22 protein-coding genes are annotated in these 26,461 nt (G+C 75.7%); 8 read left to right on the forward strand and 14 right to left on the reverse strand.

Annotation, left to right across the window (positions count from 1 at the left end; translation table 11 throughout):
• Positions 1–29: 29 nt before the first annotated feature.
• Both R3E88_08680 and R3E88_08685 read right to left on the reverse strand, forming a co-directional pair.
• A complete protein-coding gene (locus R3E88_08680) occupies positions 30–1,193 on the reverse strand; it encodes an acetyl-CoA acetyltransferase (GenBank protein ID MEZ4216539.1) in 1,164 nt (387 codons plus the stop codon).
• On the reverse strand, positions 1,190–1,993 hold the full coding sequence (locus R3E88_08685; protein ID MEZ4216540.1) for an enoyl-CoA hydratase-related protein: 804 nt from the start codon (positions 1,991–1,993) through the stop codon (positions 1,190–1,192). Before R3E88_08685 ends, R3E88_08680 begins: the two co-directional genes overlap by 4 nt.
• A 224-nt stretch (positions 1,994–2,217) precedes the next feature.
• Between R3E88_08685 and R3E88_08690 the strand changes: the two genes are divergently transcribed.
• The 3 genes from R3E88_08690 to R3E88_08700 are packed head-to-tail and all read left to right on the forward strand — an operon-like array spanning position 2,218 to position 4,558.
• On the forward strand, positions 2,218–2,796 hold the full coding sequence (locus R3E88_08690; GenBank protein MEZ4216541.1) for a TetR/AcrR family transcriptional regulator: 579 nt from the start codon (positions 2,218–2,220) through the stop codon (positions 2,794–2,796).
• Entirely contained in the window at positions 2,793–3,443 is a 651-nt protein-coding gene (locus tag R3E88_08695; protein MEZ4216542.1) for a class I SAM-dependent methyltransferase, read from the forward strand. The genes R3E88_08690 and R3E88_08695 overlap by 4 nt, the downstream gene beginning before the upstream one ends.
• The gene (locus tag R3E88_08700) at positions 3,440–4,558 is read left to right on the forward strand and encodes a 4Fe-4S binding protein (GenBank protein ID MEZ4216543.1); all 1,119 of its coding nucleotides are present in this window, start codon (positions 3,440–3,442) and stop codon (positions 4,556–4,558) included. Before R3E88_08695 ends, R3E88_08700 begins: the two co-directional genes overlap by 4 nt.
• Positions 4,559–4,612: 54 nt before the next feature.
• Here R3E88_08700 and R3E88_08705 read toward each other — a convergent pair whose 3' ends face one another.
• The gene (locus R3E88_08705; protein ID MEZ4216544.1) at positions 4,613–6,046 is read right to left on the reverse strand and encodes an aldehyde dehydrogenase family protein; all 1,434 of its coding nucleotides are present in this window, start codon (positions 6,044–6,046) and stop codon (positions 4,613–4,615) included.
• Between the two features lie 245 nt (positions 6,047–6,291).
• On the opposite strand from R3E88_08705, the gene R3E88_08710 reads away from it, so the two are divergent.
• Complete coding sequence (locus tag R3E88_08710; protein ID MEZ4216545.1) at positions 6,292–6,984, forward strand: hypothetical protein; 693 nt, start codon at positions 6,292–6,294, stop codon at positions 6,982–6,984.
• A gap of 10 nt (positions 6,985–6,994) precedes the next feature.
• Here R3E88_08710 and yghU read toward each other — a convergent pair whose 3' ends face one another.
• Positions 6,995–7,843 carry a glutathione-dependent disulfide-bond oxidoreductase gene (gene yghU, locus R3E88_08715; GenBank protein ID MEZ4216546.1) on the reverse strand — a complete coding sequence of 283 codons (849 nt, stop codon included), beginning with the start codon at positions 7,841–7,843 and terminating at the stop codon, positions 6,995–6,997.
• A 203-nt stretch (positions 7,844–8,046) separates the two neighbouring features.
• Positions 8,047–8,658: a glutathione S-transferase family protein gene (locus tag R3E88_08720; GenBank protein ID MEZ4216547.1), complete on the reverse strand. Its 612-nt coding sequence runs from the start codon at positions 8,656–8,658 to the stop codon at positions 8,047–8,049.
• A gap of 213 nt (positions 8,659–8,871) precedes the next feature.
• On the opposite strand from R3E88_08720, the gene R3E88_08725 reads away from it, so the two are divergent.
• A complete protein-coding gene (locus R3E88_08725) occupies positions 8,872–10,707 on the forward strand; it encodes a cholesterol oxidase substrate-binding domain-containing protein (protein MEZ4216548.1) in 1,836 nt (611 codons plus the stop codon).
• Between the two features lie 34 nt (positions 10,708–10,741).
• Here the strand turns inward: R3E88_08725 and R3E88_08730 are convergent, their stop codons facing one another.
• Together R3E88_08730 and R3E88_08735 are read right to left on the reverse strand one after the other, a co-directional pair.
• Positions 10,742–11,560 (reverse strand): helix-turn-helix transcriptional regulator, encoded by an 819-nt coding sequence (locus R3E88_08730; GenBank protein ID MEZ4216549.1) that lies wholly within the window; start codon positions 11,558–11,560, stop codon positions 10,742–10,744.
• A 426-nt stretch (positions 11,561–11,986) separates the two neighbouring features.
• Positions 11,987–13,180: a sigma 54-interacting transcriptional regulator gene (locus tag R3E88_08735; protein MEZ4216550.1), complete on the reverse strand. Its 1,194-nt coding sequence runs from the start codon at positions 13,178–13,180 to the stop codon at positions 11,987–11,989.
• Between the two features lie 132 nt (positions 13,181–13,312).
• Between R3E88_08735 and R3E88_08740 the strand changes: the two genes are divergently transcribed.
• Positions 13,313–14,710 carry an MFS transporter gene (locus tag R3E88_08740; protein ID MEZ4216551.1) on the forward strand — a complete coding sequence of 466 codons (1,398 nt, stop codon included), beginning with the start codon at positions 13,313–13,315 and terminating at the stop codon, positions 14,708–14,710.
• A 46-nt stretch (positions 14,711–14,756) separates the two neighbouring features.
• Here R3E88_08740 and rpiA read toward each other — a convergent pair whose 3' ends face one another.
• The 4 genes from rpiA to R3E88_08760 all read right to left on the reverse strand — a co-directional run bounded on the left by rpiA (position 14,757) and on the right by R3E88_08760 (position 21,618).
• The gene (gene rpiA, locus R3E88_08745; GenBank protein MEZ4216552.1) at positions 14,757–15,431 is read right to left on the reverse strand and encodes a ribose-5-phosphate isomerase RpiA; all 675 of its coding nucleotides are present in this window, start codon (positions 15,429–15,431) and stop codon (positions 14,757–14,759) included.
• An 84-nt stretch (positions 15,432–15,515) separates the two neighbouring features.
• Entirely contained in the window at positions 15,516–17,240 is a 1,725-nt protein-coding gene (locus tag R3E88_08750) for a transaldolase (GenBank protein MEZ4216553.1), read from the reverse strand.
• A 68-nt stretch (positions 17,241–17,308) separates the two neighbouring features.
• Positions 17,309–20,659 carry a hypothetical protein gene (locus R3E88_08755; protein MEZ4216554.1) on the reverse strand — a complete coding sequence of 1,117 codons (3,351 nt, stop codon included), beginning with the start codon at positions 20,657–20,659 and terminating at the stop codon, positions 17,309–17,311.
• Complete coding sequence (locus R3E88_08760; GenBank protein ID MEZ4216555.1) at positions 20,656–21,618, reverse strand: TonB C-terminal domain-containing protein; 963 nt, start codon at positions 21,616–21,618, stop codon at positions 20,656–20,658. Before R3E88_08760 ends, R3E88_08755 begins: the two co-directional genes overlap by 4 nt.
• 533 nt (positions 21,619–22,151) lie before the next feature.
• Here R3E88_08760 and R3E88_08765 point away from each other — a divergent pair.
• Both R3E88_08765 and R3E88_08770 read left to right on the forward strand, forming a co-directional pair.
• On the forward strand, positions 22,152–22,799 hold the full coding sequence (locus tag R3E88_08765) for a MotA/TolQ/ExbB proton channel family protein (GenBank protein MEZ4216556.1): 648 nt from the start codon (positions 22,152–22,154) through the stop codon (positions 22,797–22,799).
• The gene (locus R3E88_08770; GenBank protein MEZ4216557.1) at positions 22,799–23,227 is read left to right on the forward strand and encodes a biopolymer transporter ExbD; all 429 of its coding nucleotides are present in this window, start codon (positions 22,799–22,801) and stop codon (positions 23,225–23,227) included. Before R3E88_08765 ends, R3E88_08770 begins: the two co-directional genes overlap by 1 nt.
• Positions 23,228–23,243: 16 nt before the next feature.
• On the opposite strand, the gene R3E88_08775 is transcribed toward R3E88_08770, so the two are convergent.
• The 3 genes from R3E88_08775 to R3E88_08785 are packed head-to-tail and all read right to left on the reverse strand — an operon-like array spanning position 23,244 to position 26,349.
• A complete protein-coding gene (locus R3E88_08775; protein ID MEZ4216558.1) occupies positions 23,244–24,800 on the reverse strand; it encodes a DUF4350 domain-containing protein in 1,557 nt (518 codons plus the stop codon).
• Positions 24,800–25,591, reverse strand: coding sequence for an ABC transporter permease (locus tag R3E88_08780; protein MEZ4216559.1), 792 nt, complete (start codon positions 25,589–25,591; stop codon positions 24,800–24,802). Before R3E88_08780 ends, R3E88_08775 begins: the two co-directional genes overlap by 1 nt.
• Positions 25,588–26,349, reverse strand: a complete 762-nt coding sequence (locus R3E88_08785) for an ABC transporter ATP-binding protein (GenBank protein ID MEZ4216560.1) — start codon at positions 26,347–26,349, stop codon at positions 25,588–25,590. Before R3E88_08785 ends, R3E88_08780 begins: the two co-directional genes overlap by 4 nt.
• Positions 26,350–26,461 lie beyond the last annotated feature (112 nt).

A 26,461-nucleotide genomic window follows, 5' to 3' on the forward strand; every position in this document is an offset into this window, starting at 1 on the left:
CGTCGCGGGCCGCGAGCGCGCGCCGGCGCCTACGGCGCCTCGTTGCCGAGGATCACGCCGCCGATCGCCGAGAGCCACCCGCCCGAGCCGCAGCAGAGCGCGGTGCGCGCGCCGGGCACCTGCACGGGGCCGGCGTCGCCGCGCAGCTGCCGCACGGCCTCGATCAGCAGGAAGATGCCGCGCATGCCGGGGTGGCAGGCCGAGAGCCCGCCGCCGTCGGTGTTCATCGGGAAGCGGCCGCCCTTGCGCAGGTGGCCCTCCGCGACGAACGCGCCGCCTTCGCCCTTCGCGCAGAAGCCGAGATCCTCGAGCATCACGAGCACCGTGATCGTGAAGCTGTCGTACAGCTGCAGCGTGTCGATGTCGGCCGGAGCGAGCCCGGCGCGCGCGAACAGCTCGGGCGCGAACGCCGCCGCGGCCGAACGCGTGAAGTCGGGCATCTGCGAGATGTTCCAGTGCGTGCGCCCGTTCGCGGCGGAGAGCACGTACACGGGCTTGCGGGGCAGGTCGCGCGCGCGCTCGGCCGTCGTCATCACGACCGCGCCGCCGCCGTCGCTCACCACGCAGCAGTCGAGCTTGTGGAGCGGGTCGGCGATCGGGCGCGAGGCGAGCACGTCGTCGACCGTGATCGGGTCGCGGTACATCGCGGCCGGGTTGTACGACGCGAACTCGCGCACGCCGACGGCGATCTCGGCGAGCTGCGCGGACGTCGTGCCGTACTCGTGCATATGGCGGCGCGCGACCATCGCGTAGGCGCCGACGAGCGAGTTGCCGTACGGCGCCTCGAACTGCGACGGGCCCGCGACGCGGTCCGAGCGCCGGAAGCCGCCGGTGCCGAGCGTGCGGCCCATGCGCGAGAGGTAGTCCGAGCCGTCGGTGATCAGCACGGTCTCGCACGCGCCGTCGCGCAGCAGGGCGGCGGCGTGCTGCACGTGGAACTCGAACGACGAGCCGCCGACCATCGTGCCGTCGATGACGCGGTGCTCGATGCCGAGGTACTCCGCGATCTCGACGGGCGTGTCGCCCGACATGCTCCCCGCGGTGCAGAAGCCGTCGACGTCGCGCTTCGCGACGCCCGCGTCCTCGAGCGCGCGGCGCGCCGCGAGCGCGTGGTGCTCGAGCGCCGAGAGGTGCGGGGCCTTCGGCAGATCCGAGAGCCCGATGCCGACGAGGACGGGCGTGCGGTCGCTCACGGCTTCGTCCGGAACTGCTTGAAGTCGGGGGCGCGCTTCTGCATGAACGCGGTCACGGCCTCGACGTTCTCGGGCGACCCCGCCTGCTTCGCCATCTCGTCGTGCTCGATGGCGAGCGCGCGCTCGATGCCGTCGCGGTGCGCGGCCATCAGCGTGCGCTTGATCGCGCGCAGCGCCGACACGGGCCACTGCGCGATCTCGCGCGCCTTCGCGAGCGCGGCGGGGAGGACCTCGTCGTCGGGGAGGCGCCGCGCCGCGAGGCCGAGCTCGACGGCGCGCGCGGCGTCGATCCACTCCGCGGTGAACATCAGCTCGGCCGCGCGCTGGCGGCCGACGATCGTCTGCAGCGTGTAGCTGCTCGCGATCTCGGGCACGAGGCCGAGGTTCGCGAACGGGAGCCGCATGCGGAGGCTCTCGCCGACGTAGGTGATGTCGCACGCGATCGCGATCGTCGCCCCGCCGCCGACGGCGACGCCGCAGACGGCCGCGAGCAGCGGCTTGTCGAACGCGAGCACCGCGTGCTCGCAGGCGTGGAATGCGCTCGCGAACCCGTCGCTGCGCGGGGCCGGTCGCCCGCCCGCGAACGACGACAGGTCGACGCCCGACGAGAAGTGGCCGCCCTCGCCGGTGAGCACGACCGCGGCCACGCGCGCGTCCTCGCGCGCACCGCCGAGACACGCGGCGAGGCCGTCCCACTGCTCGTCGTGGAAGGCGTTCTTCCTGGCGGGGCGGTCGAGCGTGACGAGCAGGACGCCGTCGTCGTCGAGCGACGTGCGGATGCAGTCGGGCAGGGCGGTCATGGAGCCTCGGGTGACGGGTGGAGCAGGCGCGCGCCGATCCTGCGCGATCCGGGGCGCCGGAATCAATGACGTCGTGCGCGCGCGCGGCCGGCTGGACGCGCCGCTCTATTTCGACAATACTGTCGATATCGACGAAGCCGTCGAGAATGGCGCCGCCTCCGGAGACCCGAGGCCGGAGAGCGAAGGCCGGAGAGCGAAGGCCGGAGAGCGAAGCGGGAGGCCGGATGCCGAAGCAGGTCGACGCCGGGGCCCTGAAATCGGAGATCCGCGCCGCGGCGCGGCGGGCGTTCGCGCGCAACGGCATCGCCGGCACCGGGCTCGAGCACGTCGCGCGCGTCGCCGGCATGGGCCGCTCGAGCCTCTATCACTACTACCCGGACAAGCAGTCGCTGCTGCGCGACCTCGTCGCCGAGACGCTCGACGGCGAGCGCGCGCTCTTCCGCGCGCACCTGCGGGCCGAGGGCAGCGTGCGCGCGCGCCTCGACGCGCTGATCGACGCGTGCGTGGAGCTCTTCGACGCCTGGGCCGCGCTCGGCCGCTTCTTCCTCGACCTGCGCCAGCTCGACGGCCCGCGCTTCCGGCGCTTCTTCCGCGACGTGCGGAGCGACGTCGCGCGCGTGCTCGAGGAAGGCAAGGCGACCGGCGAGGTCGCCCCCGACCTCGACGCCCCGATGGTCGCGGCGGCGCTGATCGGCGCGATCGACGGCCTGCTCGTGCAGCACTACTTCGACCGGCGCGCCCTCGACCCCGAACGCCTCCGCGCGGCGCTGCGCCGCATCGCGGAGCGGGCGATCGCGCCGTGAGCACGCTCGCCTTCATGCGCTGGCTCGAGGGCACGCCCGCCCGCTACGACGCGGGCATGCGCGCCCTCACGTTCGGTCGCGTCGACGCGCTGCACGCTGCGGTGGCCGAGGCGGCCGCGCCCGCGCCGGGCGCGCGCGTGCTCGAGGTGGGATGCGGGACGGGCGCGGTCACCGAGCGGCTGCTGGCGCGGGGCGCCGTCGTCACCGCGCTCGACGCGAGCGCCGAGATGATGGAGCGGGCGCGCGCGCGCGTCGGCGAGGGCGCGGGCGTCGAGTGGCTCGAGCGCACCGCGTCCGAGATCGACGCGCTCCCGCCCGGCGCGTACGACGCCGTCGTGTTCTCGCTCTCGCTGTCCGAGATGTCGCGCGACGAGCGCCGCTACGCGCTCGCGGCGGCGCGTGCGCGCCTCGCGCCCGGCGGGCGCGTCGTCGTCGCGGACGAGGTGCGCGCGCGCGGGCCGCTCCGCGCGCTCCAGCTCGTCGCGCGCGCGCCGCAGGCACTCGTCGCCTGGGTGCTCGTCGGCAGCGTGTCGCGCGTGCTCGGCGACCTGCGCGGCGAGATCGAGGCCGCGCGGCTCGTCGTGCGCGGCGAGCGCCGGTGGCTCGCCGACACGCTCGCGCTCTACTGCGCGGAGCCCGCGCCGTGATCGCGTTCGCGAAGGACGTGCTGCAGACGGTCTTCCGCATGCTCCCGTGGCCGACCGAGCCCGGGCTGCGCGCGATCGGCAACCCGGGTCGGCGCAGCCCCGTGCTGCTCACCGCGAACTACGACCTCACCGTGCGCCGCGTCGAGCGCGCGCTCCGCGGGCTCGACGCGTGGCTGCTCGTGGCGCCGGCGAAGGGCATCAACGTGTGGTGCGCCGCGGCGGGCGGCCACCTGACGACGCACCAGGTCGTGAGCGCGCTGCGCACGTCGGGCATCGCCGAGCGCGTCGACCACCGCGAGCTCGTGCTGCCGCAGCTCGCGGCGACGGGCGTCGAGGGCCTCGACGTGCATCGCCGCGCGCACTGGCGCGTGCGCTTCGGGCCCGTGCGCGCGGAGGACCTGCCCGCCTACCTCGCCGCGGGCGGCGAGAAGACGGACGCGATGCGGCGCGTCGCGTTCGGGCCTCGCGACCGGCTCGAGATGGCGGTCGCGTGGGGCGCGCCGTCGGCGCTCGTCGTCGGGGGCGCCGCGCTCGCGCTGCGGCCCGCGTGGGCGCTGCCGCTGGCCGCGCTCTGTGCGGCGCTCTCCCTCGCGACCTTCACACTGCTCGATCGCATCCCCGCGCGCGCGCCGCTCGCGCTCGGCGCGGCGGCGACCGCCGTCGCGGTCGCGCTCGTGGCGGCGGCGGGCGGCGGAGCGGGCGCGCTCGCGGCCGCGCTCGCCGCGCCGCCGCTCCTCACCGCGCTCCTCACCTTCGACTACGCGGGCAGCACGCCGCTCGAGGGCGGGAGCCACTTCGACTCCCGCAGCTGGAAGATCGAGCTCGACACCGAACGCTGCGCCGGGATCTTCCGCTGCTGGGAAGTCTGTCCCGAGGCGTGCTTCGAGCGCGACGACGCGGCGCGCAAGGCCGTGCTCGCGCACGACGAGCGCTGCGTGCGCTGCGGCGCGTGCGTCGTGCAGTGCCCGAAGGACGCGCTCTACTTCATCGACGGCGAGGGCGACCGCATCGCGCCGGAGACGATCCGGCGCTTCAAGCTGAACCTGCTCGGCCGGCGCACCGTCGGCACGCCGGGCGGCGAGGGCGCCGAAGGAGACCGGCGCGCGCCGCACTGAGCGACGCGCGCCGGCGGGGTGGCGGCCGCGGCGCCGCGAAGGCGCCGCGGCTCGTTAGGCGCTCGGGCCCCAGCCGAGGACGGCCTTCACCTCGAGGAACTCCTCGAAGCCGAAGACGCCCCACTCGCGCCCGTTGCCCGACTGCTTGTAGCCGCCGAAGGGCGCGCCGAAGTCGGGCGTCGTGCCGTTGAGCGAGATCTGGCCGGCGCGGATGCGGCGCGCGATCGCGCGCGCGCGGTCGAGGCTCCCGGACTGCACGTAGCCGGCGAGGCCGTACGACGTCTCGTTCGCGATCGCGACCGCCTCCTCCTCGTCCCGGTACGGGAGGATCGACAGCACCGGCCCGAAGATCTCCTCGCGCGCGATGGTCATGTCGTTGCGCACGTTCGCGAAGACGGTCGGGCGCACGTAGTAGCCGCGCGCGAGGCCGTCGGGGCGGCCGGGCCCGCCCGTGACGAGCGTCGCGCCCTCGTCGATGCCGGCCTGGATGAGGCGCTGGATCTTGTTCCACTGCGCCTCGCTCACGACCGGGCCGAGGCGCGTGCCCTCGGCGAACGGGTCGCCGACGACGAGCGACTCGGCCGTCGCCTTCGCGATCGCGACCGCCTCGTCGTGGCGCGAGGCGGGCACCAGCATGCGCGTCGGCGAGTTGCACGACTGGCCGCTGTTCATCACGCAGCTGAACGTGCCGCCGCCGATCGCGGCCGCGAAGTCGGCGTCGTCGAGCACGATGTTCGCCGACTTGCCGCCGAGCTCCTGCGTCACGCGCTTCACGGTCGGGGCGGCCGCGCGCGCGACCTCGATGCCCGCGCGCGTCGAGCCGGTGAACGAGACCATGTCGATCTCGGGGTGCGCGGAGATGGCGGCGCCGACCGTCGGGCCGTCGCCGTTCACGAGGTTGAAGACGCCGGCCGGGACGCCCGCGTCGTGCAGGATCTCGGCGATGATCGCGGCGTTGAGCGGCGCGACCTCCGTCGGCTTCAGCACCATCGTGCAGCCGGCGGCGAGCGCCGGCGCGACCTTGCACATGATCTGGTTGACGGGCCAGTTCCACGGCGTGATGAGCCCGCACACGCCGACCGGCTCGCGCAGGATCATCGTCGTGCCGAGCGCCTCCTCGAACGCATAGCCGCGCAGCACCTCGATCGCCTTCGTGAGGTGCGCCATGCCGGTGCCGGCCTGCGCCGCCTTCGAGAGCCACGCCGGCGCGCCCATCTCGCGCGAGATCGTCTCGGCGAGCTCGTCGTAGCGCTTCTGGTAGGAGGCGACGACGGCCTCGAGCAGCGCGATGCGCTCCTCGCGCGTCGTGCGCGCGAAGCCGTCGAAGGCCTTGCGCGCGGCCTGGGCCGCGGCGTCGACGTCCTTCGCGCTCCCGAGCGCGACCTTCGCGATGGGCTGCTCGGTCGAGGGATCGATCACGTCGAGCGTGCGCGCCTCGACCGGGTCGACCCAGCGTCCGTCGATGTAGAACTGAAGTCGATCCTGCACGGGGCTCCTCCTCGATGGATGGGCGGGATGGCGGGGCACCCGATCCTAGTCGCTCGCCGCACGCGCGCACAACGCGCCCGGCGCGAGGCCACGCGTGCGCGTCTGGGGCGGCGCGTCTGGGGCGGCGCGTCTCGCGGGCGCGGCGTGCGGGCGCACCTCCCTGCGCGGCCCGCGCGCGGCGACGCGCGCAGCGCGACCTCGCGCTGCGCGCTCGCTGGCGCGCTTCCTGCACTCCGCGCGCGGGCATGCAGCACGAACCGCCGTCGGTCACCGGGCGCGCGTGCGTCGCCGGGCTCTCGCCGAGCTTCCGCGGCGTCGCCGTCGGGGCCACCTGGGTGCAGGGTCCGCTCCTCGCCTACCTCGTGGCGGCGGACGCGCCGCTCGCCGTCGCGCTCGTCGCGGCCGCGACGCTCGCGGCGGGGCTCGTCGCGCGCGCGCTCGCGGCGCCGGGCGGCTACGCCGGCCTCTGCACGGTCGCGATGCTCGCGCTCGGCAACCTCGGCATGCTGCTCGGCTGGATGGCCGACTTCGGCTTCGGCCCGCTCGTGCGCGAGGGCCTCTGCCTGTGCGGCTGCGCCGACTCGGTCGTCGGGCGCGGGCTCGTGGCGGGGGCGCGCTGGATGCACGCGGGCATGCTCGCGGCGTGCATCCCCGCGCTCGTCGCCGTGCGGCCCGCGCGCGCGCACCTCGAGGCATCGCCGTCGGCGCGGGCGCGCTGGGCCGCGCACGTCGCGCTCTGCCCGGTCGGCATGCTGGCCGGCATGCTCGGCGCGGCCGGGCTGCTCGCTTCGGCGCCGGTCGCCGACCCGGCGCTGCGCGTCGTCGCGAGCTTCGCGGCGATGGGCGTCGGCATGGCCGCCGGGATGCTCGCGACGTGTCGCGCGCTCGACGCGCTCGAGCTGCGCGCGTCGCGCCCGGCGGCCGCGCTCGGGCGCTAGGCGCTGGCCGCTAGGCCGGCTTCACGTCGAGGTCGCTCGCGTCGTGGCGCTCGCCGACCGGGTGCTCGCCCCAGGGCCGGTTCACGCGGCGCCCGCGCTCGACGGCCGGGCGCTTCGCGACCTGGTCGGTCCAGCGCTGCACGTTCGTGTACGAGTCCACCTGCAGGAACTCGCCCGCCTCGTAGACCTGTCCCTTCGCGAGCGCGCCGTACCAGGGCCAGATCGCCATGTCGGCGATCGTGTAGTCGTCGCCCGCGACGTACTCGCTCTCGGCGAGCCGCCGGTCGAGCACGTCGAGCTGGCGCTTCGCCTCCATCGCGAAGCGGTCGATCGCGTACTCGATCTTCGTCGGCGCATAGGCGTAGAAGTGGCCGAAGCCGCCGCCGAGGTAGGGCGTCGAGCCCATCTGCCAGAAGAGCCACGACAGGCACTCGGCGCGCCGCGCGGCGTCGCGCGGCAGGAACGCGCCGAACTTCTCGGCGAGGTAGAGCAGGATCGCGCCGGATTCGAAGACGCGGATGGGCTGCGGCCCGCTGCGGTCGAGGAGGGCGGGGATCTTCGAGTTCGGGTTGACCGCGACGAAGCCGCTCCCGAACTGGTCGCCCTCGCCGATGTTGATGAGCCACGCGTCGTACTCGGCGCCGGCGTGACCCGCCGCGAGCAGCTCCTCGAGCAGCACCGTCACCTTCACGCCGTTCGGCGTGCCGAGCGAGTAGAGCTGGAGCGGGTGCTTCCCGACGGGCAGCTCCTTCTCGTGCGTCGGCCCGGCGATCGGCCGGTTGATCTTCGCGAAGCGGCCGCCGCTCTCCTTGTCCCAGGTCCAGATGCGCGGCGGCGTGTACTCGGGGGCGTCGGCCATGCGGTGTCTCCTTCGGTGCGCGGTGCGCGGGCGCTGCGGGCGAGCGCGTAGCTTGGCGGGAACGCCGCCCGAACGCACGCGCGATCGGGCGCGGAGGCGGTGCGCGAGGCGGGGCGTGCCGCGCGCGCCGCGGGCTCGGATGCCGGCCGCGGCCCGCGGTGGCGGCGGTGCGGGCGGGCTCGCCGGCAGGCTCGCGGGTGCGGTCAGGCGGCGGCGGCGCGCGACCAGGCCGGCCGCGCCGTCGCGCGCGCGAGGAAGGCGCGCACGCGCGGCGTCGCGGCGGTCACGTACCCGAGGTGCGCCGCGATGCCGAGCCCGAAGGCGAGCATGATGTCCGCCGCGCCGAATGCGTCGCCGCCGATCCACGGCCGGTCGCCGAGCCCGCGCTCGACGACGTCGACGAGCGACGGCGCGATCGCGCGGCCGCGGTCGACGAGCGCGGGAATGCGGCGCTCTTCCGGCATCGGCCCCGAATGCGCGGCGATCTCGCCCATGATCACGGTGAGCGGGTTCTCGCCGTACTCCATCCACTGGATCGCGAGCGCGCCCTCGCGCGTGTCGCGCGGCGGGATCAGCGCGCCGCCGCCGTACCTCGAATCGAGGTACTGCAGGATCGCGCTCGTCTCCCACAGCGCGAAGCCGTCGTCCTCGATCGCAGGCACCTTGCCGAGCGGGTGGATCGCGAGATAGGCGGGTCGCTTCATCGCGTCGCTGAACATCTCGACGCGCTCGAGCCGGTAGTCGAGCCCGAGCTCCTCGCAGAGCCAGACGACGCGCATCGAGCGCGACTGCGGGGAGTGGTGGATCGTGATCACGCGTTCCCCTCTCGGCGCGGAGCGAAGCGGTGTGCACGGGCGGGCATGGGCCTTCGCGCACTGCGCCGCCGGCATCCTGGCCGACCGATGCGGGCCGGATCAACCGCGACGCGACGGACGCCCTCCCGAACCCGTCCCGCCTACCAGCCTGGTAATCGCGTTGGCCGCGCCGCGCGGTCAGGCTCGGGTCCCCTGCGACGAAGGAGGCGAGCGATGATCGAAGATGCGCGCACGAGCGAGGCCGAAGCCGACCGCACCACCACGATCCCGACCGGAGGCGCACCCACCGCGGCCGCGACGCGCGGCGACGAGCCGCGCGAGGGGGCGCCTCTGTCGCGTCGGCGTTTTCTCGCGTCGACGGCGGCGTGCGCCGCCGCCGCCGTCTGGACACCGGTCTTCCGCGTGCGAGCGGCGAATGCCGGGTCGGGATGCGCCGTCCCGCCGGGCTTCCCGTCGGGCATCCCGCTCTATCAGCAGGCCTTCGAGAACTGGAGCGGCGAGATCGCGATCGACGATCTCTGGACGTGCGAGCCCTCGACACCCGCGCAAGTGGCGCAGCTCGCGAACTGGGCCGCGAGCCAGGGCTTCACGTTGCGCGCGCGCGGCTTCATGCACAACTGGTCGCCCATCCACGTCACGAGCGACACCACGTGCAACACGCGCGTCGTGCTGCTCGACATGACGTCGCACTTCGCGTCGATGTCCGTCTCGTCGACGTCGCCGCCGACGGTGACGGTCCAGGCCGGTGCCTCGATGGAGAGCCTGCTCGCGTTCCTCGAGGGCCGCGGCTACGGCATCACGTCCTGTCCGGCTCCGGGCGATCTCACGGTCGGCGGCGTCCTCGCGATCGACGGGCACGGAACGGCGGTGCCCGCGAACGGCGAGTCGCGCAAGACGGGCCAGACGTACGGGTCGTTCAGCAACCGCGTGCTCTCGCTGCGCGCGGTCGTGTGGGATGGCGCGGCGAGCCAGTACGTCGTTCGCAACGTCGATCGCGGGAGTCCCGACGCGCGCGCGCTGCTCGCATCGCTCGGCCGCACGATCGTCACGGAGGTGACGCTCCAGGTCGAAGCGAACCACAACCTCCGCTGCCAGAGCTGGATCGACATCCCGGCGAGCGAGATGTTCGCGCCGCAGGGCTCGGGAGGGCGGACGTTCGCGAGCTACGTCGCGTCGTCGGGACGCGTCGAGGCGATCTGGTTCCCGTTCACGCAGAAGCCCTGGCTCAAGGTGTGGACCGTCAGGAAGACGAAGCCCCTGTTCTCGAAGAAGGTCACCGCTCCCTACAACTATCCGTTCTCCGACAACATCACGAGTGACGCGTCTGCGCTCCTGGAGCAGATCCTGACGGGGAGCCCGTGGCTGACTCCCGCGTTCGGTCAGCTCAACTACGACATCGTCGCGAGCGGCATCGTGCTCACGTGGGGCTTCGACCTGTGGGGCGCGTCGAAGAACCTGCTGCTGTACATCAAGCCGACGACGCTGCGTGTCAATGCGAACGGCTACGCGATCCTGACACGGCGCGCGGACATCCAACGCGTGGTGCACGAGTTCGTGCAGCGATACCAGCAGCAGCTCTCGTCCTACATGGCGCAGGGCAAGTACCCGATCAACGGGCCGATGGAGATCCGCGTCACCGGGCTCGACGAGCCCGGCGAGGTCCAGCACGCGAGCCCGCAGCCGCCGGCGCTGTCGGCGCTCGTCGAGCGCACCGACCACCCCGAGTGGGACGTCGCGGTGTGGCTCGACCTGTTGACCGTGCCCGGGACGCCCGACGCGGGCGCCTTCTACGCCGAGCTCGAGGCGTGGATGTACCAGAACTACTCGGGGAACTACGCGGCGGTGCGCGTCGAGTGGTCGAAGGGGTGGGGCTACACGAGCGCGGGCCCGTGGACCAGCGCCGCCATGATCGACGACATCGTGCCGGAGTCGCTGCGCATCGGCCGGCCGCCGGGGCAGGACTGGGACGATGCCATCACGCGGCTCGACGCGCTCGACCCGCATCGCGTGTTCACGAACGCGTTCCTCGACGACCTCGCCAAACGCTAGGCCTGGGCCGCCGGCGCGCTGGGCCGCCGGCGCGCTAGGCCGAGGAGGCGCGCGCCCGCTCGTCGTCGATCCGATCGCGGAAGTACGCGAACGCGGAGGTCTCCGTCGCGTCGCTCGCGACTCCGAGCGTGAGCGCGTAGCCCGACCACGCACCGGCGAACGGCATCACGACGAGGTCGAGCTCGAACTCGTGTCCATCGTCGCGCACCTGGAGTCGGGGCTCCCAGGACGTCGCCGCGGTCGCGAGCACGCCGTCCCCCCGCTGTCCGAGCGTCGCGAGCATCTCCGAGGTGTGGATCGTCGTGTCCGGGTCGGGCTCGCTCGAGTAGATGCCGACGGTGATGTCGAGGACGACCGACTCCCAGTTGGCCACGACGCGCGGCAGGCGCGCGGCGTCCGAGACGAGCAGGGGGATCTCGTAGGCGCGCGAGCCGTCGCCGCCCGCGAGGCGATCGCAGCGCCGCAGCAGTGCGTCGCACGAGCGATTCAGCGTCGCGATGCTCCAGTCGGGCGCGGTCAGGAGCGCGGGCAACGGGTCGTGGGCGGCGAGCAGGTGGCCCATGCGCGCGAGCCGCTGGCAGCCGTCCGCGGGAGCGATCCGCGGCTCGCCCCAGTCGGCCGAGAGACCTGCGAGGATCAGCATGCGCCGCGTTTCGACCCCGGGCAGGCCGAGCACCGTGCACAGCGAGACGACCGTCTCCCGGCTCGGACCACAGCGTCCCGTCTCGAGGAAGCTCAGGTGGCGCGGCGAGATGCCGGATTCGATCGAGAGGTCGAGCTGCGAGAAGCCCCGCGCCCGGCGCCACGCGCGGAGCCGCAGGCCGAACGCCGAGTCGGACTCGCGCTCGCTCATGCTCGATCGTCTCCCGACGCTGGGCTCCGCCAGGCGGCGCGCCCGTCGACGAACGCCTTCCGCGGCACCGATCGCTTCTACCACGAATCGCGCCCCGCCGGCGGGGAAGGCGCCGGCGTGCGCGCGGCGCTTCGACGCGCGCGTCGTCGCCGCGCCGCGCGGCCGGCGGCATCCGCGACGCGGTCGCCCGCCGCGCCGGTGTCGGGACCCCCTCCGCACGCGAGCGCGGCGTCGCGTCGAGCGCGCGACCCTCGACGAGACGAGGCGGCAGGACGTCCGGCGACGCACCGGGCGCATGCCGCGCTCGTCGCGAGGTGGACGCGCGATGCGATGGCCGTGCTCGCGCGCCTCCGCGCGAAGCGCGCGAGTTCGCCGTCTCCGGCTGTGCCCGCGTGGGAGCGGCCGGAGGCGTCGGTGCGTGCGGCATCACCCGACCCCGAGCCGCTTCATCTTCTTGTGCAGCCCCTCGCGCGTGACGCCGAGCTCGCGCGCGGCGGCCGCGCGCACGCCGCCGTGACGGGCGAGCGCGTCGCGGATGCAGCGGGCCTCGCAGCGCGCGAGCTGCTCCGCGAGGGTCGCTGGCGCGGTGGGGGAGAGCGTGTCGCGCGCGCCCCGCGGCGCGTCGTCGTCGCGCGCATCGTCGTCGCGCGCAGCGGTGGGCTCGCGCGCATCGGCGGCATCGCGCGCGGCGCTGGACGCGCTCGCGGCGTCGAGCTCCTCGAGCGCGAGCTCGTCGCCCGGCTCGGCGAGCGCGAGCGCGCGCCAGATCGCGTTCTCGAGCTCGCGCACGTTGCCGGGCCAGGGGTGCGCGAGCAGGCGCGCCGTCGCGGCCTCGCCGAGCGTGCAGCCCTCGACGCCCTCGCGCGCGCCGTGGAGCGCGAGGAAGTGCAGGGCGAGCGGCACGACGTCGCGCGAGCGCTCGCGCAGCGGTGGCACGTCGATGCGGAGGACGGCGAGCCGGTAGTAGAGGTCTACGCGGAAGCCGCCGCGCGCGATCTCGCGCTGCAGGTCGCGGTGCGTCGCGGCGACGACGCGCACGTCGATGCGCCGCGACTGCGCGCTCCCGACCGGGCGCACCTCGCGCTCCTGCAGCACGCGCAGGAGCTTCGCCTGCAGCAGCGGCGAGGTCTCGCCCACCTCGTCGAGGAAGAGCGTTCCGCCGGACGCCTCCTCGAAGAGGCCGCGCCGGTCGCGGTCGGCGCCCGTGAACGCGCCGCGCACGTGGCCGAAGAGCTCGCTCTCGAGCAGCGTGTCGGGGAAGGCCGCGCAGCTGACGGCGACGAAGGGCCCGCGCGCGCGCGGGCCGAGCGCGTGGACCGCGCGCGCGAGCACCTCCTTGCCCGCGCCGGTCTCGCCCGCGAGCAGCACCGTCGCGCTCGAGCGCGCGGCGCGCTCGGCGAGACCGAGCGCGCGCAGCATCGCGCCCGAGCGCGCGACGACGCCGAGCCGCTCCGCCGCGCCGCGCCCCGCGACCGCGCGCGCGCGCTTCGCGCGCGCGATCCGCTCGGCATCGGGCGACCCGCGCAGCGCGTCGTCCGCGCGCCCTCGCGGCGCGGCCGCGTCGCGCGCACCGGCGCCCGCACCCGCGCCGGTACGCGCTCCTCCGATCGCGGCCGTCACTAGTCGCCCCCTCGTTCACGTCCGCCCGAGCGCGCACCGCGCGGGCGGCGCGCGATCGCGCTTCCCCGCGCCGCGCGGCTTGCGTAGGGTCGGCCGGCGCGGCGCCCCGCGCGCGGAGGTCGGCCCGTCCCCATGCCCGCACCGCACGTCGATGCTGGCGCGCCCGCGCCGGTGGGGCCGCGTCTCGCCGCGTCCGAGATCGTCGCGTTCGCGCTGCCGTCGTTCGGCCTCGGGATCTCGTTCCTGCTGAACGCGCTCCTGCTGATGAAGTTCGCGACCGAGGTGCTGCACGTCGCGCCGGTCGCGATCGGCGCCATCCTGCTCGGCGCGCGCGTGTGGGACGCCGTGTCGGACCCGATCGTCGGCAACCTGTCCGACCGCACGCGCTCGCGCTTCGGGCGCAGGCGTCCCTGGCTCGTCGCCTCCGTGCTCCCGATCGCCGTCGGCATCGCGATGATCTGGTCGCCGCCGGCTGCGCTCGAGGGCTCGGCGCTCACGGCCTGGATGGCCGCCGCGATCCTCGTCTTCTACACGGCGATCACGATCTTCAGCGTCCCGTACTACTCGCTCGGCGCCGAGCTGAGCCCCGACTATCACGAGCGCAGCCGCGTCTTCGCCTTCCAGCAGGGCTTCATGATCGCGGCGACGCTGCTCGCGGGCGTGCTCGCGAGCGGCGTGCTCGAGTGGGCCGACGACCCGCGCGCCGCGGCGCGCGCGATGGCCGTCGGCGTCGCGCTCCTCATGGCGGGGACGATCGCCGTCTGCGTCGGGCGCGTGCGCGAGCGCGCCGCGCTCGCGCCGCGCGCCGAGCGCCGCCTCGTGCGCGCGATGCGCGACGTCTTCGCGAACCCGCACGCGCGGCTCCTGTACCTCACGTACGTGATCGAGACGGCGGGCACGGCCGCGATCGGGTCGGTCGCGGCCTACTACACCGACCACGTGCTGCAGGCGGCGTCCTACCTGCCGTTCTTCCTCGCCTTCTACGTCGTGCCGGGGCTCGCGCTCATCCCGCTCGTGCTGCGCGTGTCGCGCCGGGTCGGCAAGGTGCGCGCCTGGCAGGCGTCGCTCTGCCTGCAGGCGGTCGCCTTCCTCGCACTCGCGACGCTGTCGGCCGGCGACTTCTGGATCGCCTGCGCCTTCGTCGCGTTCCTGAGCGTCGGGGCGACGGCCGGGCAGGTGCTCGCGCCGTCGGTGCAGAGCGACGTCGTCGACTGGGACGAGCTCGCGACGGGCGAGCGCAAGGAGGGCGCGTACTTCGCGACGCGCAACTTCTTCCTGAAGGTCGCCTACGGCTTCGGCCCGCTGACGCTCGGCGTCGTGTTCCACGCGACGGGCTCGGACGGCGCGGAGGTGGTGACCGAGGGCGCCATCCTGGGCATGCGCGTCCTGATCGGCGTGATGCCCGCGATCGGCGCGCTGCTCGGCGCGCTCGTGCTGACGCGCTTCCGGCTCACCGAGGCCGAGCACGCGCGCATCCGCGCGGCGATCGAGGAGCGCGACCGCGAGCGGCTCGCGGCGGCCGCGAGCTAGCGCCGTCGTCGAGAGCGGGCCGGGCCGCGCCGCGCCCCGCGGCCGCCTAGCGTCGCCTCACCTCGACGCGGTCGCCGTCCTGCACGACGACGGCGTCGGCCATGCCGACGAAGAGGCCCGTGCCGACGACGCCCGGGATGGCGAGGATCGCGGCCTCGAACGCGGCCGGGTCGTCGATGCCGCCGACCTTCGCGTCGAGGATCGGGTTGCCGTTGTCGGTGCGGTAGGGCGAGCCGTCGGCGTTCGTGCGCAGGAGGCCCGGGCACCCGAGCTCGGCGAGCCGCCGCTCGCACAGCGCGCGTCCGAACTCGAGCACCTCGACGGGCAGCTTGCCGCGCTCGCCGAGCGTGCCGACGAGCTTCTCGGCGCCGACGAGGATGACGAGCCGGTCCGAGGACGCGGCGACGATCTTCTCGCGCACGAGCGCGCCGCCGTAGCCCTTGATCACGTCGAGCTGCGGGTCGACCTCGTCGGCGCCGTCGAACGTCGTGTCGAGGCGGCCGGCCTCGGCCAGGGTGAGCAGCGGGATGCCGACCTCGCGCGCGACCGCGGCCGTCGCCTCCGACGTCGGGACGCCGCGCACGCGCAGCCCCGCGGCCACGCGCGCGCCGAGCGCGCGCACGAACGCCGTCGCCGCGCGCCCCGTGCCGAGCCCGAGCGTCTGTCCGTCCTCCACGAACTCGAGCGCGGCGCGCGCGCTCCCCTCCGGTCCGTCGCTCATCGTGCAGGTCGCCTTGCCTCGCCGCCGCCGCGCGGCGCGGGCGCTGGGCGCGCGGCGCGCGCCGTGGGGGGTGGGCGGCCGTCGCTAGGTGCGCGCCGCGATGCGCGCGATGCGTAGCGCGAGATCGTCGATGTCGCCGCTCGGCGACTCCCGCCCGGGGAGCTCGACGCGCAGCGCGCGGCGCCCGCGCTCGACGAGCACCGCGAAGTCGCCCTGCGCCTGGGCGCGCGCGAGCACGCCGAACGAGTACGCGGCGCCGGGGACGGCGAGGTCGCGCGCGCACGCGGCGCCGACCTGCAGCACGACGGCGCGGTCGGGCCCGCCCTTGTGGAGCTGCCCCGTCGAGTGGAGGAAGCGCGGCCCGTAGCCGAGCGTCGTGGGGACGCGCGTCGCGCGCGCGACGGCGTCGCGCAGGCGCGCGAGCGCCGCGCCGTGGGCGGCGTCCATCGCGACCCAGGCGTTGATCGCGACGTAGTCGCCGCGCGCGGCGCGGGCGAGGTGGCGCGCGAGCGCATCGTCGAGGGTGCGCACCTCGCCGAGCGCGGGGTCGGCGAAGGCCGCGAGCTCGCCGTCGCGGACGAGCGGCGCCGGCGAGGGAAGGGCGCCGTCGCGCTCGTAGGCGGCCATCAGCGCGCGCGCCTCGACCTTCGCGCTCTCGACGTCGGGCTGGTCGAACGGGTCGACGCCGAGCACGGCGCCCGCGATCGCGGTCGCGACCTCGAAGCGGAAGATCTCGCCGGCGAGGTCGCGCGCGTCGTCGAGCTCGATGCGCACGACGGGCTGGCCGGCGGCCTCGAGGGCGTCGAGTGCGGCGTCCTGCGCAGCGTCGGGTGCGCTCGCGAGGCGGAGGGCGACGAACAGGCGGTCGTCGCCCGCGCGGTCGGGCGCGGGGAGCGGCTCGCCGTCGATCGGCACGACGCCGCGCCCGCGCTTGCCCGTCGACTCGGCGACGAGCTGCTCGAGCCAGCCGCCGAACGAGGCGATCGCCGGCGAGATCGCGAGCGTGAGCTTGTCGCGGCCGGCGGCGGCGAGCGCGCCGATCGCCGCGCCGAGGCGCAGGCCGGGGTTCGCGTCGGCGGCGACGTCGGGCCCGCACGCGCGCGCCATGGCGCGCGCCCGCGCGAGCCAGTCCGCGAGGTCGAGGCCCTGGAGCGCGGCCGGCACGAGCCCGAACGCGGAGAGCGCCGAGAAGCGGCCGCCGACGTCGGGGAGGCCCGCGACGACGGCGCCGAAGCCGCGCTCGCGCGCGAGCCGCTCGAGGCTCGAGCCCGGGTCGGTGATCGCGACGAAGCGCTCGCCGGCCGCGCGCTCGCCGAGCGCGCGCACCGCGCGCTCCCAGAAGAAGGCGCAGAACGCGTTCGGCTCGATCGTGCCGCCCGACTTCGAGGCGACGACGAACGCGGTGCGCGCGGGGTCGATGCGCGCGGCGGCGGCCTCGACCGCGGCGGGCACGGTCGAGTCGAGCACGAGGGTCGACGGGTGCCCGGCGGCCGCGGGGAAGGAGCGCGCGAGCACGTCGGGGCACAGGCTCGAGCCGCCCATTCCCATGAGCAGCGTGTGCGCGAGCCCGAGCTCGCGCGCGCGCGAGGCGACGCGCTCGCACGCGGCGACCGTCGCCCGCGTGGCCGGCGAGTCCTCGGCGAGCGCGAGCCAGCCGAGCCAGCGCTCCTCGCCCGATGCCGTCCACAGCGACGCGTCGCGCTGCCAGAGGCGGCGGCCCGCATCGGCGCGCGCGAGCTCCGCGAGCGCGCGGTCCGCCGCCGCGCCCGCGGCGCCGAGCGCGAACGTCTGTCGCCCGATCCTCGCCATCGCTCCGGCTCTCCTCCCCGGCGGACGCACCGACGCGCGGTGCCGTGCCGCGCCCGCGCCCGCCGCGCCTAACGACCCTTCCAGAACGCGTGGAAGCGTCCGCACGCGAGCTTCTCGAACGGCGCGAGGCGCGCCGTGCCCGCCGGCAGCGGCGCCGGCGCGTCGCCGACGAAGCTGCGGTCGAGCGCGCCGTCGTAGTCCGCGTCCTCGTCCTGGCGCACGACCGCGTCGCCCTTCCAGTGCTGCACCACGTCGGGCGTGCCGTCGCCGTTCGTGTCCACCTCGGTGCGCGCGCGCACGCCACCCACGTAGTGCTCGCGCGAGTCGACGCGACCGTCGCCGTCGGTGTCGACGCGCGCGAGCACGAGCGTCTCGCCGTCGAAGACGACCTCGGTCTCGAGGCGGCGGTCGCCGTCGCCGTCGACGCAGTGGCGCAGCACGCTGCCGTCGGCGCGCAGCTCGATCCGCTCGTTCGGCGGCGGCGCGCCCTTCGTCGCGAGCTCCTGCACGACGACGCGGCCCTCGTCGTCGAGGAGCGAGAGCGCGTCGGGGCGGCCGTCGCCCGAGCCGTCGCGCGCCTGGCGCAGGAGCTTCCCGCTCGGCGAGAACTCGTTCCAGGTGTCGATGCGGCAGTCGCCGTCGGTGTCGGTCTCCTCCGCGGTCGCGCGTCCCTCGGCGTCGAGCGTCTGGCGCAGGTCGATGCAGCCGTGGCCCTGCGTGTCGGCCTCGATGCGCGCTGCGCGCCCGTTCGCGAAGAACGCCGTGAAGTCGGGTGTTCCGTCGCCGCTGCGGTCCTCGCGCTGTGCGAGCACGGTGCCGGCGGCGTCGCTCTCGACCCAGACGTCGGCGCGCCCGTCGCCGTCGGTGTCCTGCGCCTGCGTGCGGAGGCCGCCCGCCGTCACCTCGGCGACGTTCTCGAACTCGCCGTCGAAGTTCGCGTCGTCGCGCGTGCGCGCGAGCTCGCCGTTCGCGAACTCCTGCACGAGGTCGGCGCGCCCGTCGCCGTTGCGGTCCTGCTCGCGGCGCGCGAGCACGCCCGCGTCGAACACCTGCACCGTCTCGCGCACCCCGTCGCCGTCGGCGTCCTCCTCGATGCGGGCGGGCCGCCCCTGCGCGTCGAAGCGCGTCGCGACGTCGACGCGCCCGTCGCCGTCGCGGTCCTCCTCCTGCGCGGCGGGCCTTCCGGCCTCGAAGGTCGTCGTCACCTCGGGCCGGCCATCGCCGTCGCGGTCGACGGCGGTGCGCACGGGCGCGCCGCTCGCGTCGTAGGCGGTCGTCGTCTCGAAGCGGCCGTCGAAGTCGTCGTCGACGGCCTGTCGCACGAGCACGCCCTGCTCGTAGTGCTGGATGCGGTCGGCCTTGCCGTCGCCGTTCGCGTCGAGCTCGTCGCGCAGCGGCACGGGCTCGCCGTCCGCGGCCGGGGCCGCGTTCGGATCGAAGTGCGCGACGGCGTCGAAGGCGCCGTCGCCGTTCGTGTCGCGCTCCTGGCGCACGGGCCGCTCGCTCGCCGCGTCGTAGACGACGCGCGTGTCGACGCGCCCGTCGCCCGTCGTGTCGAGCTCCTGGAGCGCGGGGACGCCGGCGCGGTAGGTCGTCGTCGCGTCGACGCGCCCGTCGGCGTCGGTGTCGCGCTCCTCGCGCGTCGGCGCGCCGGCTTCGAACCAGGTGTGGAGGTCGAATCGGCCGTCGCCCGTCGTGTCGCGCTCGACCTCGGTGGCCGCGCCGTCGGCCGCGAGCCGCCCGCGCGCCTCGGGCCGCCCGTCGCCGTCGGCGTCCTCCTCGAAGCGCGCGGGCACGCCCGCTTCGAAGGCGACGGTGCGGTCGACGCGCCCGTCGCCGTCGCGGTCCTCGCGCAGCTCGAGCGGCGTGCCGTCGGGCGCGTTGCGTTCGAAGCGGTCGGCCTCGCCGTCGCCGTTCGTGTCGAGCTCGGAGGCGACGGCCGCGCCGGTCGCCGGGTCGAGGTCGATCCAGCGATCGACCGCGCCGTCGCCGTCGGCGTCGCGCTCCTGGTGCGCGAGCCGCGGCTCGCCGCCGCCCTCGCTCGCCGCATAGCGATTCCACGTGTCGATCCGCCCGTCGCCGTCCTCGTCGAGCTCTACGGCGGCGAGCGCGCCCGCCTCGAAGCGCTCGATGCGCGAGGGCGGGGCGCCCGGCGCGCTCGTCGTCGTGCGCCGTGCGAGTGCGCCGTCCTCGTACTCGGCGCGCAGCTCGAAGTGGCCGTCGGAGTCGGCGTCGATCTCCTCGAGCGCGACGCGCTCCTGCGCGTCGAACGCGAAGCGCGCGTCGACGCGGCCGTCTCCGTCGCGGTCCTCCTCCTGGCGCCGCTTCACGCCGTTCTCGAACGACACGGTCGTGTCGAGTCGCCCGTCGCCGTTGGCGTCGATCCGCTGCTCCTTCGGCGCGCCGTCGCCCGCGATCTCGGCCACGAAGTCGACGCGCCCGTCGCGGTCCTGGTCGCGCTCCTCGCGGACGAGCTTCCCGCCTTCGTACGTGCGGACGACGTCGGGGCGCCCGCGGTCGCGCGTGTCGATCTCCTCGCGCTCGAGGTCGCCGTTCGGGAGGCGCCACGCGACGAGCTCGGGGTAGCCGTTGGCGTTGGCGTCGAGCTCGCGCTTGCGCTCGACGCCGCCGTCGTAGGTCGCGACGGTCTCGAACCGGCCGTCGCCGTCGGCGTCGGTCTCGCGCAGCAGGATGGTGTCGCCGCCCTCGTACGTCGTGACGACGTCGACCTTCCCGTCGGAGTCCGAGTCGTCCTCGACGCGCACCCGCACGCCGTCCTGGAAGACGATCTCGAGGTCGAAGCGGCCGTCGCCGTCGCGGTCCTGCTGCTCGCGCAGCGTCTCGCCGCCCGGGCCGAGCTCGGCGCGCAGGTCGATGCGGCCGTCGAAGTCGCGGTCCTCGTCGACGTGCACGGCGACGCCGTCCTCGTACGTGGTGATGTGGTCGGGGGCGCCGTCGCCGCTGCGGTCCTCCTCGCGGCTCGTCGGCGCGCCGTCCTCGTACACGACGAGCACCTCGAAGCGGCCGTCGCCGTCGAGGTCCTCCTCGCGCGTCGCGGGCACGCCGTTCGCGAGCGACGTGCGGCGATCGACCCGGCCGTCGCCGTCCTCGTCGAGGTCCTCGCGCTCCGTCGTTCCGTCGGGAGCGAGCGCGAGCCACGCGTCGACGCGTCCGTCGTGGTCGCGGTCGCTCTCGGCGCGCTCGGGAACGCCGGCCTCGTAGACGATCTTCTCGTCGAGCGCGCAGTCGCCGTTCGTGTCGCTCTGCTTCTCGCGCACCTGCTCGGCGTCGTCGTACAGGAAGACGACCGCGGGGCACTCGAGCGGCTCGAGCGCGCGCGCGGGCGCCGCGAGCGCCGCGAGCACGGCGGACGCGACGAGGAGCGCGCGCCCCCCGCGCGCGACGGCCGGCGTCGTCACGGGCGGAACGACTCGTCGACGGGGACGGTGAACGTCGCGATGCGGCGGCGGCCCGCCAGGCAGCGCTCGTTGCCCTGCAGCGGCGGGAACGGCGAGGCCGCGACGAGCGCGCGGCGGCACGACTCGCCGAGCGCGGCACTCGGCGCCGAGCGCACCTCGATGTCGCGCGCCGTGCCCGACTCGTCGAGCACGAACGAGAGCACGACCTTCGCGTTCGGCGGCAGGTCGGGCGGGAGCTCGAAGCGCTTCCACTCGCCCTTCACGCGCGACTCGATCTCGGTCATGTAGTCGTGCACGGACGCGCGCTCGCTGCACGGGATGCCACCGGCCGCCGTGCCGATGCCGCCCGCACCGCCGCCGCCCGCGTCGACCGCGCGCGCCGCGACCGCCGTGCCGTGCGCGGCGTCCTCGGTGCCCGCGTCGATGGCGACGGCGCTCGCGCCGCCCGCGAGCGCCTCGCCCGACGCGACGCCCTCGACCGATGCGCGCGCCCCGTAGTCGACGTCGCTCGCGGGCGCGGTGTCGGCGAAGCCGCGCGGCGCGGTGACGGCGACGGGCGCGGTCGGCGCGACGACGCGCGGCCCCGACGTCGCGGCGACGGGTGCGACCCTCTCGGCGGGCGCGACGCTAGGCGTCTCGAAGCGCGCGACGGCGACCGCCTGCGGGCTCGTCGCGACGAGTGCGCGCGGCGCGACGACGCGCGGCGCCTCGAGCCGTGCGGGCGCGGCCACCGGGCGCGGCGCCGCGGCCGCCTCGATCGTCGCGGCGGGCGAGGGCGCGGGTGCGACGCGCGGTGCGACGGTGGACGGCGCCGCCGCCGCGGGCCGCGGTGCGGCGACGACGCGGCGCGCGGGCGCGGCGAGCGTGCGGCGGGGCGCGACGACGCGCCGCGCCGGCGCGGGCTCGGGCACCGGCGCCGTGTCGCGCAGGATGCGCACGGGGATGATCTCCTCGACCACGTCGGGCGCCGTCCACGCCGAGACGAGCAGCGCCGCGACGAGGCCCGCGTGGAGCGCGAGCGAGAGCGAGCCCGACGCGAGCGCCCGGCCGCGGGAGGCCGGCGCGCGCAGCGCGAGCGCGAGCGGCGGCGGCGGCGAAGCCGGCGGGCCCGGCGGGCCCGGCAGGCCCGGCGGTGGCGAACGCCGGGCCGAAGGCGCGCCGCGCGCGCGCGATGGCGCGAGCGGCGGCGGCGCGCGAAGGGCGCGGCGGCGGGGCGGGCTCCGTCCGGCGTCGTCATCGCGCTCCGTTCCCCCCGCGATCCGATCGGCGCCCGTGCGCGTCCCCGCGGCGCGGGCGCTCGTCCCGGGCCACTCCGACCCCGTGCGCCGCGCGCGCGTTCGGCGCGAACGCCAAACGTAAGAGAGGGGGTCGAGCGCGCACAACCCCGCCACCCGCGCGCCGCCCGGCGCGGTGTTCGCCGAGAACGCGTCGGGTACTCTCGCCGGCCGCGCGCGCAGCCGGTGCGGCGGCGCGAGACGGGGGGACGGGCGCGATGTTCACCGCGGAGCACCTGCTCGAGCTGATGAAGATGGGCTGGATGACGAACATCCCGCTCCTCGTCGGCTCGATCGCGACGCTCGCCATCTTCTTCGAGCGGCTCTGGACGTTCCGCGGCCTCGACGCGCGCTCGCGCGACGTCGCGGCGCGCGTGATCGACCGGCTCGTCGAGCGCGACCTCGGCGGGGCGCGCGCGGTCTGCGAGGAGGACGCGTCGCCCGTCGGCGCCATGCTGCGCGCCGGGCTCCGCTGGGAGAACGTCGACCTCGACGACCTCTCGCGCATCCTCGCGACCGAGCGCGCCGAGCTCACGGCCGGGCTTCGCCGCGGCATCTGGGTGATCGGCACCGTCGGGTCGCTGGCGCCGTTCGTCGGCCTCTTCGGCACGGTCGTCGGCATCATCCGCGCGTTCGCCGACATGGCCGAGCACGGCACGGGCGGGTTCGCGATCGTCGCCAACGGCATCGCCGAGGCCCTCGTCGCGACCGCGGCCGGCCTCGGCGTCGCGATCGTCGCGCTGCTGCTGTTCAACTACCTGCAGGTGCGCGTGCAGGCGCTGTCGGCGGTCTTCGCGCGCGCGTCGGAGCGCGTCGTGCAGGCGCTGCTCTACGTCGAGTCGAGCGCCGCGGGCGGGCGCGACTGATGGGCGCCTCCTCGCTCCCGACGGGCGACGACGTCGACGAGGGCGGCCCCGGCATCGTCGCCGAGATCAACATCACGCCGCTCACCGACATCTTCCTCGTGCTGCTGATCATCTTCATGGTGACGACGACCGTGCTGCAGGACGAGAGCAAGAACATCGACCTCCCGACCGCGAGCGAGAGCGACGAGACGCCCGAGGGCGTGACCGTCGCGGTCGACGACACGGGCGTGCTGCTCGTGAACGACCGGCGCGTCGAGCCGGGGGAGCTCGCCGGCGCGATCGAGACGGCGCTCGCCGGTGCGAAGTCGAAAGTCGTGATCCTGCGCGGCGACAAGAGCGTGCTGCTCGGACAGGCCGTCGACATCCTCGACACCGCACAGCGCGCGGGCGCGAAGGGCATCGCGCTCGCGACGCAGCCGCCGGAGTGACGCGAGCGCGGCGGCGTCAGGCGCCTCGCCGGCGCAGCCAGACGAGGCCGCCCGCGACGAGCAGCAGCTGCGGCACCAGCATGCCGACGCCGTAGAACGCGCGCAGCGAGTTCTGGATCGGCACGGGGAACTGGATCGTCGCCGCGATCTTCGGGCGCAGCGCGATCGCCGCCTCCCGCTGCGCGGCCCAGTGCACGGCGTTCATCACCAGGTCGAGGTCGTAGAGCGCGCGCAGGTAGCGGTTGCTCGCGAGGTCGGCGTCGCCGAACGCGACGATGCGCGTCGCGCGCGCGCCGCCGCGCGCGTACTCGCCGGCGACGACGAGCGGGAGGTAGTCGGTGCGCGTGCCCGGCGGCGGGGCGGGCGCGCGCGTGCCGCGGCCGCGCAGCAGGGACACGTCCGGCGCGACCCACGCGTCGCCGCTCGTCGTCACGACGGCCGCGAGCCGGTCGTCGACGTCGGGCTTGCGCAGCGCGAACGCGCGCGCGCCGGGGAAGAACGTGACGCGGTTGCGGTCGAGCCCGCGCGTGACGGGGTGCTCGGCGTAGTGGAACGCGACGGGCGCGAGGCCCGGCGCCGCGCCCTCGAGGTCGGCCGACGCGGGGTCGACGACGACGCCGTCGAGCGCCGCGATGCCCCACTCGGCGAGCAGCGCGTCGAGCCCGGTCGCGGCGCCCGGCTCGAGCCACGCGACGAGGCGGCCGCCGCGCGCGAGGTAGGCGCGCAGCGCGGCGAGCGCCGCCGGCGCGAGCGCGCGCTCGGGCGCGATCGCGAGCACGGCCGCGGCGTCGTCCGGGACGTCGCGCGCGAACGCGCTCGGAAGCACGCGCAGGTCGTAGCCCTCGGTCGCGAGCGCCTCCGCGAGCCCGGAGAAGCCGCCGGGCTCCGTGCTCGCGAGGTCGCCCTCGCCCTCGCCGACGAGCGCGTAGAGGTGCGTCGCCTCCGCGTTCGCGAGCCGTGCGAGCGCCTCGAACAGGGGGCCCTCGGTCGGCTGCTCGACGAGCTCCCACGTGTGGCGCTGCGCGCGCGGCGCGTTCGCGCGCTCGAGCACGACCGCGTTCGAGCGCGCGATGCCGAACCGGTCCACGTCCTCGAGCGCGTCGTCGAGCGCGCGCTCCTCGACGCGCGCGCCGGCGACGCGCGCCATCTCCTCGAGCAGCATGCGCGTGCGCCGGATGCGCGGGTCGCCCGGGTCGGCGTAGACGGTCATCGAGAGGTCGGCTCCGAGCGCGGCGAGCGCGTGCCGCGTGGCGTCGGCGAGCTCGTAGCGCCGCTCGAACGTGAGGTCGGCGCGCGCGCCCGAGAGCTCGGCGGCCGAGGTGGCGAGCGCGCCGAGCCAGGCCGCGGCGACGAGCGCGAGGAGGGCGTCCGCGACGGCCGTGCTCGCGTGCGCCCCGGACGCGGCGACGCGCCGGTGTCGCACGCGCCGCAGCGCGAGCACGGCGGCGGCGCCGAGCGCGACGGCGGCCGCCGCGAGCTCGGCGCGCGCGAACCCGGACGCGCCGCCGCCGAGCTGCTGCGCGGCGAGCGCCGCGCACAGGCACACGCAGCCGACGAAGACGAGCTCGCGCATCACCCCGTCACCCGGCGCAGCACGAGCGCGAGGTGCGAGGCGGCCGCGGCCGCGGCCGCGAGCGACGCGAAGTAGGCGAGGTCGGCGAGCGCGACGACGCCCTCCGCGAAGCGCGTGAAGTGCGGCCGCAGCGCGACTGCGTCGAGCGCGCGCGCGACGGGCTCGGACACGAAGGCGTTCGTCCAGCCGAAGTCGTAGAGCAGGAAGGCCAGGGCGACGGTCGCGGCCGCGGCGAGGATCTGGCTCGACGTGGCGCTCGAGCACGCGAGCCCGATCGACGCGATGCCGATCGCGAGCGCGCAGAGGCCGACGAAGGACGCGAGCAGGTGCTCGGCGCCGAGCCCGCCCTGCGCGACGGCGGTCACCGGGTAGACGAACGCGGCCGCCATCATCGCGACGACGAACGCGAAGGTGGCCGCGTACTTGGCCGCGACGATCGCGCGCGGTGCGAGGCCGCTCGTGAGCAGGAGCTCCTCGGTGCCGCGCGCGCGCTCCTCCGCGAAGACCCGCATCGTGACGAGCGGGAGCGGGATCACGAGCAGCAGCGAGAGCTGGTCCATCACCGGATAGAAGACGGTGTCGCGCACGTTCACGTGCGCGGGAACCGTTCCGGACTCGAAGCCGCCCATCGTCGTCGTCGCGTACAGGAACAGGATCTGGTTGTAGACGCGCAGGTGCTCGAAGAACGTGAACGCGGTGACGAAGGCGACCATCGTCAGCACGCCGTAGGCGATCGGCGAGCCGAACAGCACGACGAGCTCCTTGCGCAGGAGCGCGCGGAAGCGCGTCACGCGGGCACCGCGCGCGCCGCGTCGGCGCGGAAGAGGGCGAGCGGGTCGCCGCCCGCGAGCACGTCGTCGGCCGGCCCGCAGGCGACGAGCCGGCCCTGCGCGAGCACCGCGACGCGCGCGGCGAGCGCGCGCGCCTCGGCGAGGTCGTGCGTGCACAGGAGCACCGTGCAGCGGCCGCGCAGCGCGGCGAGCGCCGCGCGCACGTCGTCCTGCTGCAGCGGGTCGAGCCCGCTCGTCGGCTCGTCGACGATCAGGAGCGAAGGCTCGTGCAGGAAGGCCTGCGCGAGCGACACGCGCTGCTGGTAGCCCTTCGAGAGGTTGCCGATCGGGCGGCGCGCGACGGCCTCGAGGTGGAAGCGCGCGAGTGCCGCCTCGACCGCGCGGCGTCGCGGCGCGCCCGCGAGCCCGCGGATGCCCGCCGCGAACGCGAGGTAGCTCGCGACGCCGAGCTCGGGGTGGAGGCGCGCGTTCTCGGGCGCGTAGCCGATGCGCGCCTGCACGGCGGCCGCGTCGACGGTGGGCGAGAGCCCGTCGACGGCGACCGCGCCGGCCGTCGGCTCGAGGTAGCCGGTGACGATGCGGATGAAGGTGGTCTTCCCGGCGCCGTTCGCGCCGAGCAGGCCGAACGACTCGCCGGGCTCGATCGCGAGGCTCACGTCGCGCAGGGCGGGGCGGCCGCCGAAGTCGCGCGAGAGGCGGTCGGCGACGACGCGCGAGCCGCCCGCCGGCGCGGCCGCGAACGCGGCGTCGCCGCTCATCGGCCGGCGCGCTCGGGGCGGGCCGTGCGCGCGCGACGCACCGGACGGACTCGCGAGGCTCCCATGCGCACAGGGTGCAGCGCCGGCGCGCGGCTGACAACCGCCCGCCGGC

It is taken from the genome of Myxococcota bacterium (assembly GCA_041389495.1).
Taxonomy (GTDB): domain Bacteria; phylum Myxococcota_A; class UBA9160; order UBA9160; family UBA4427; genus JAWKRT01.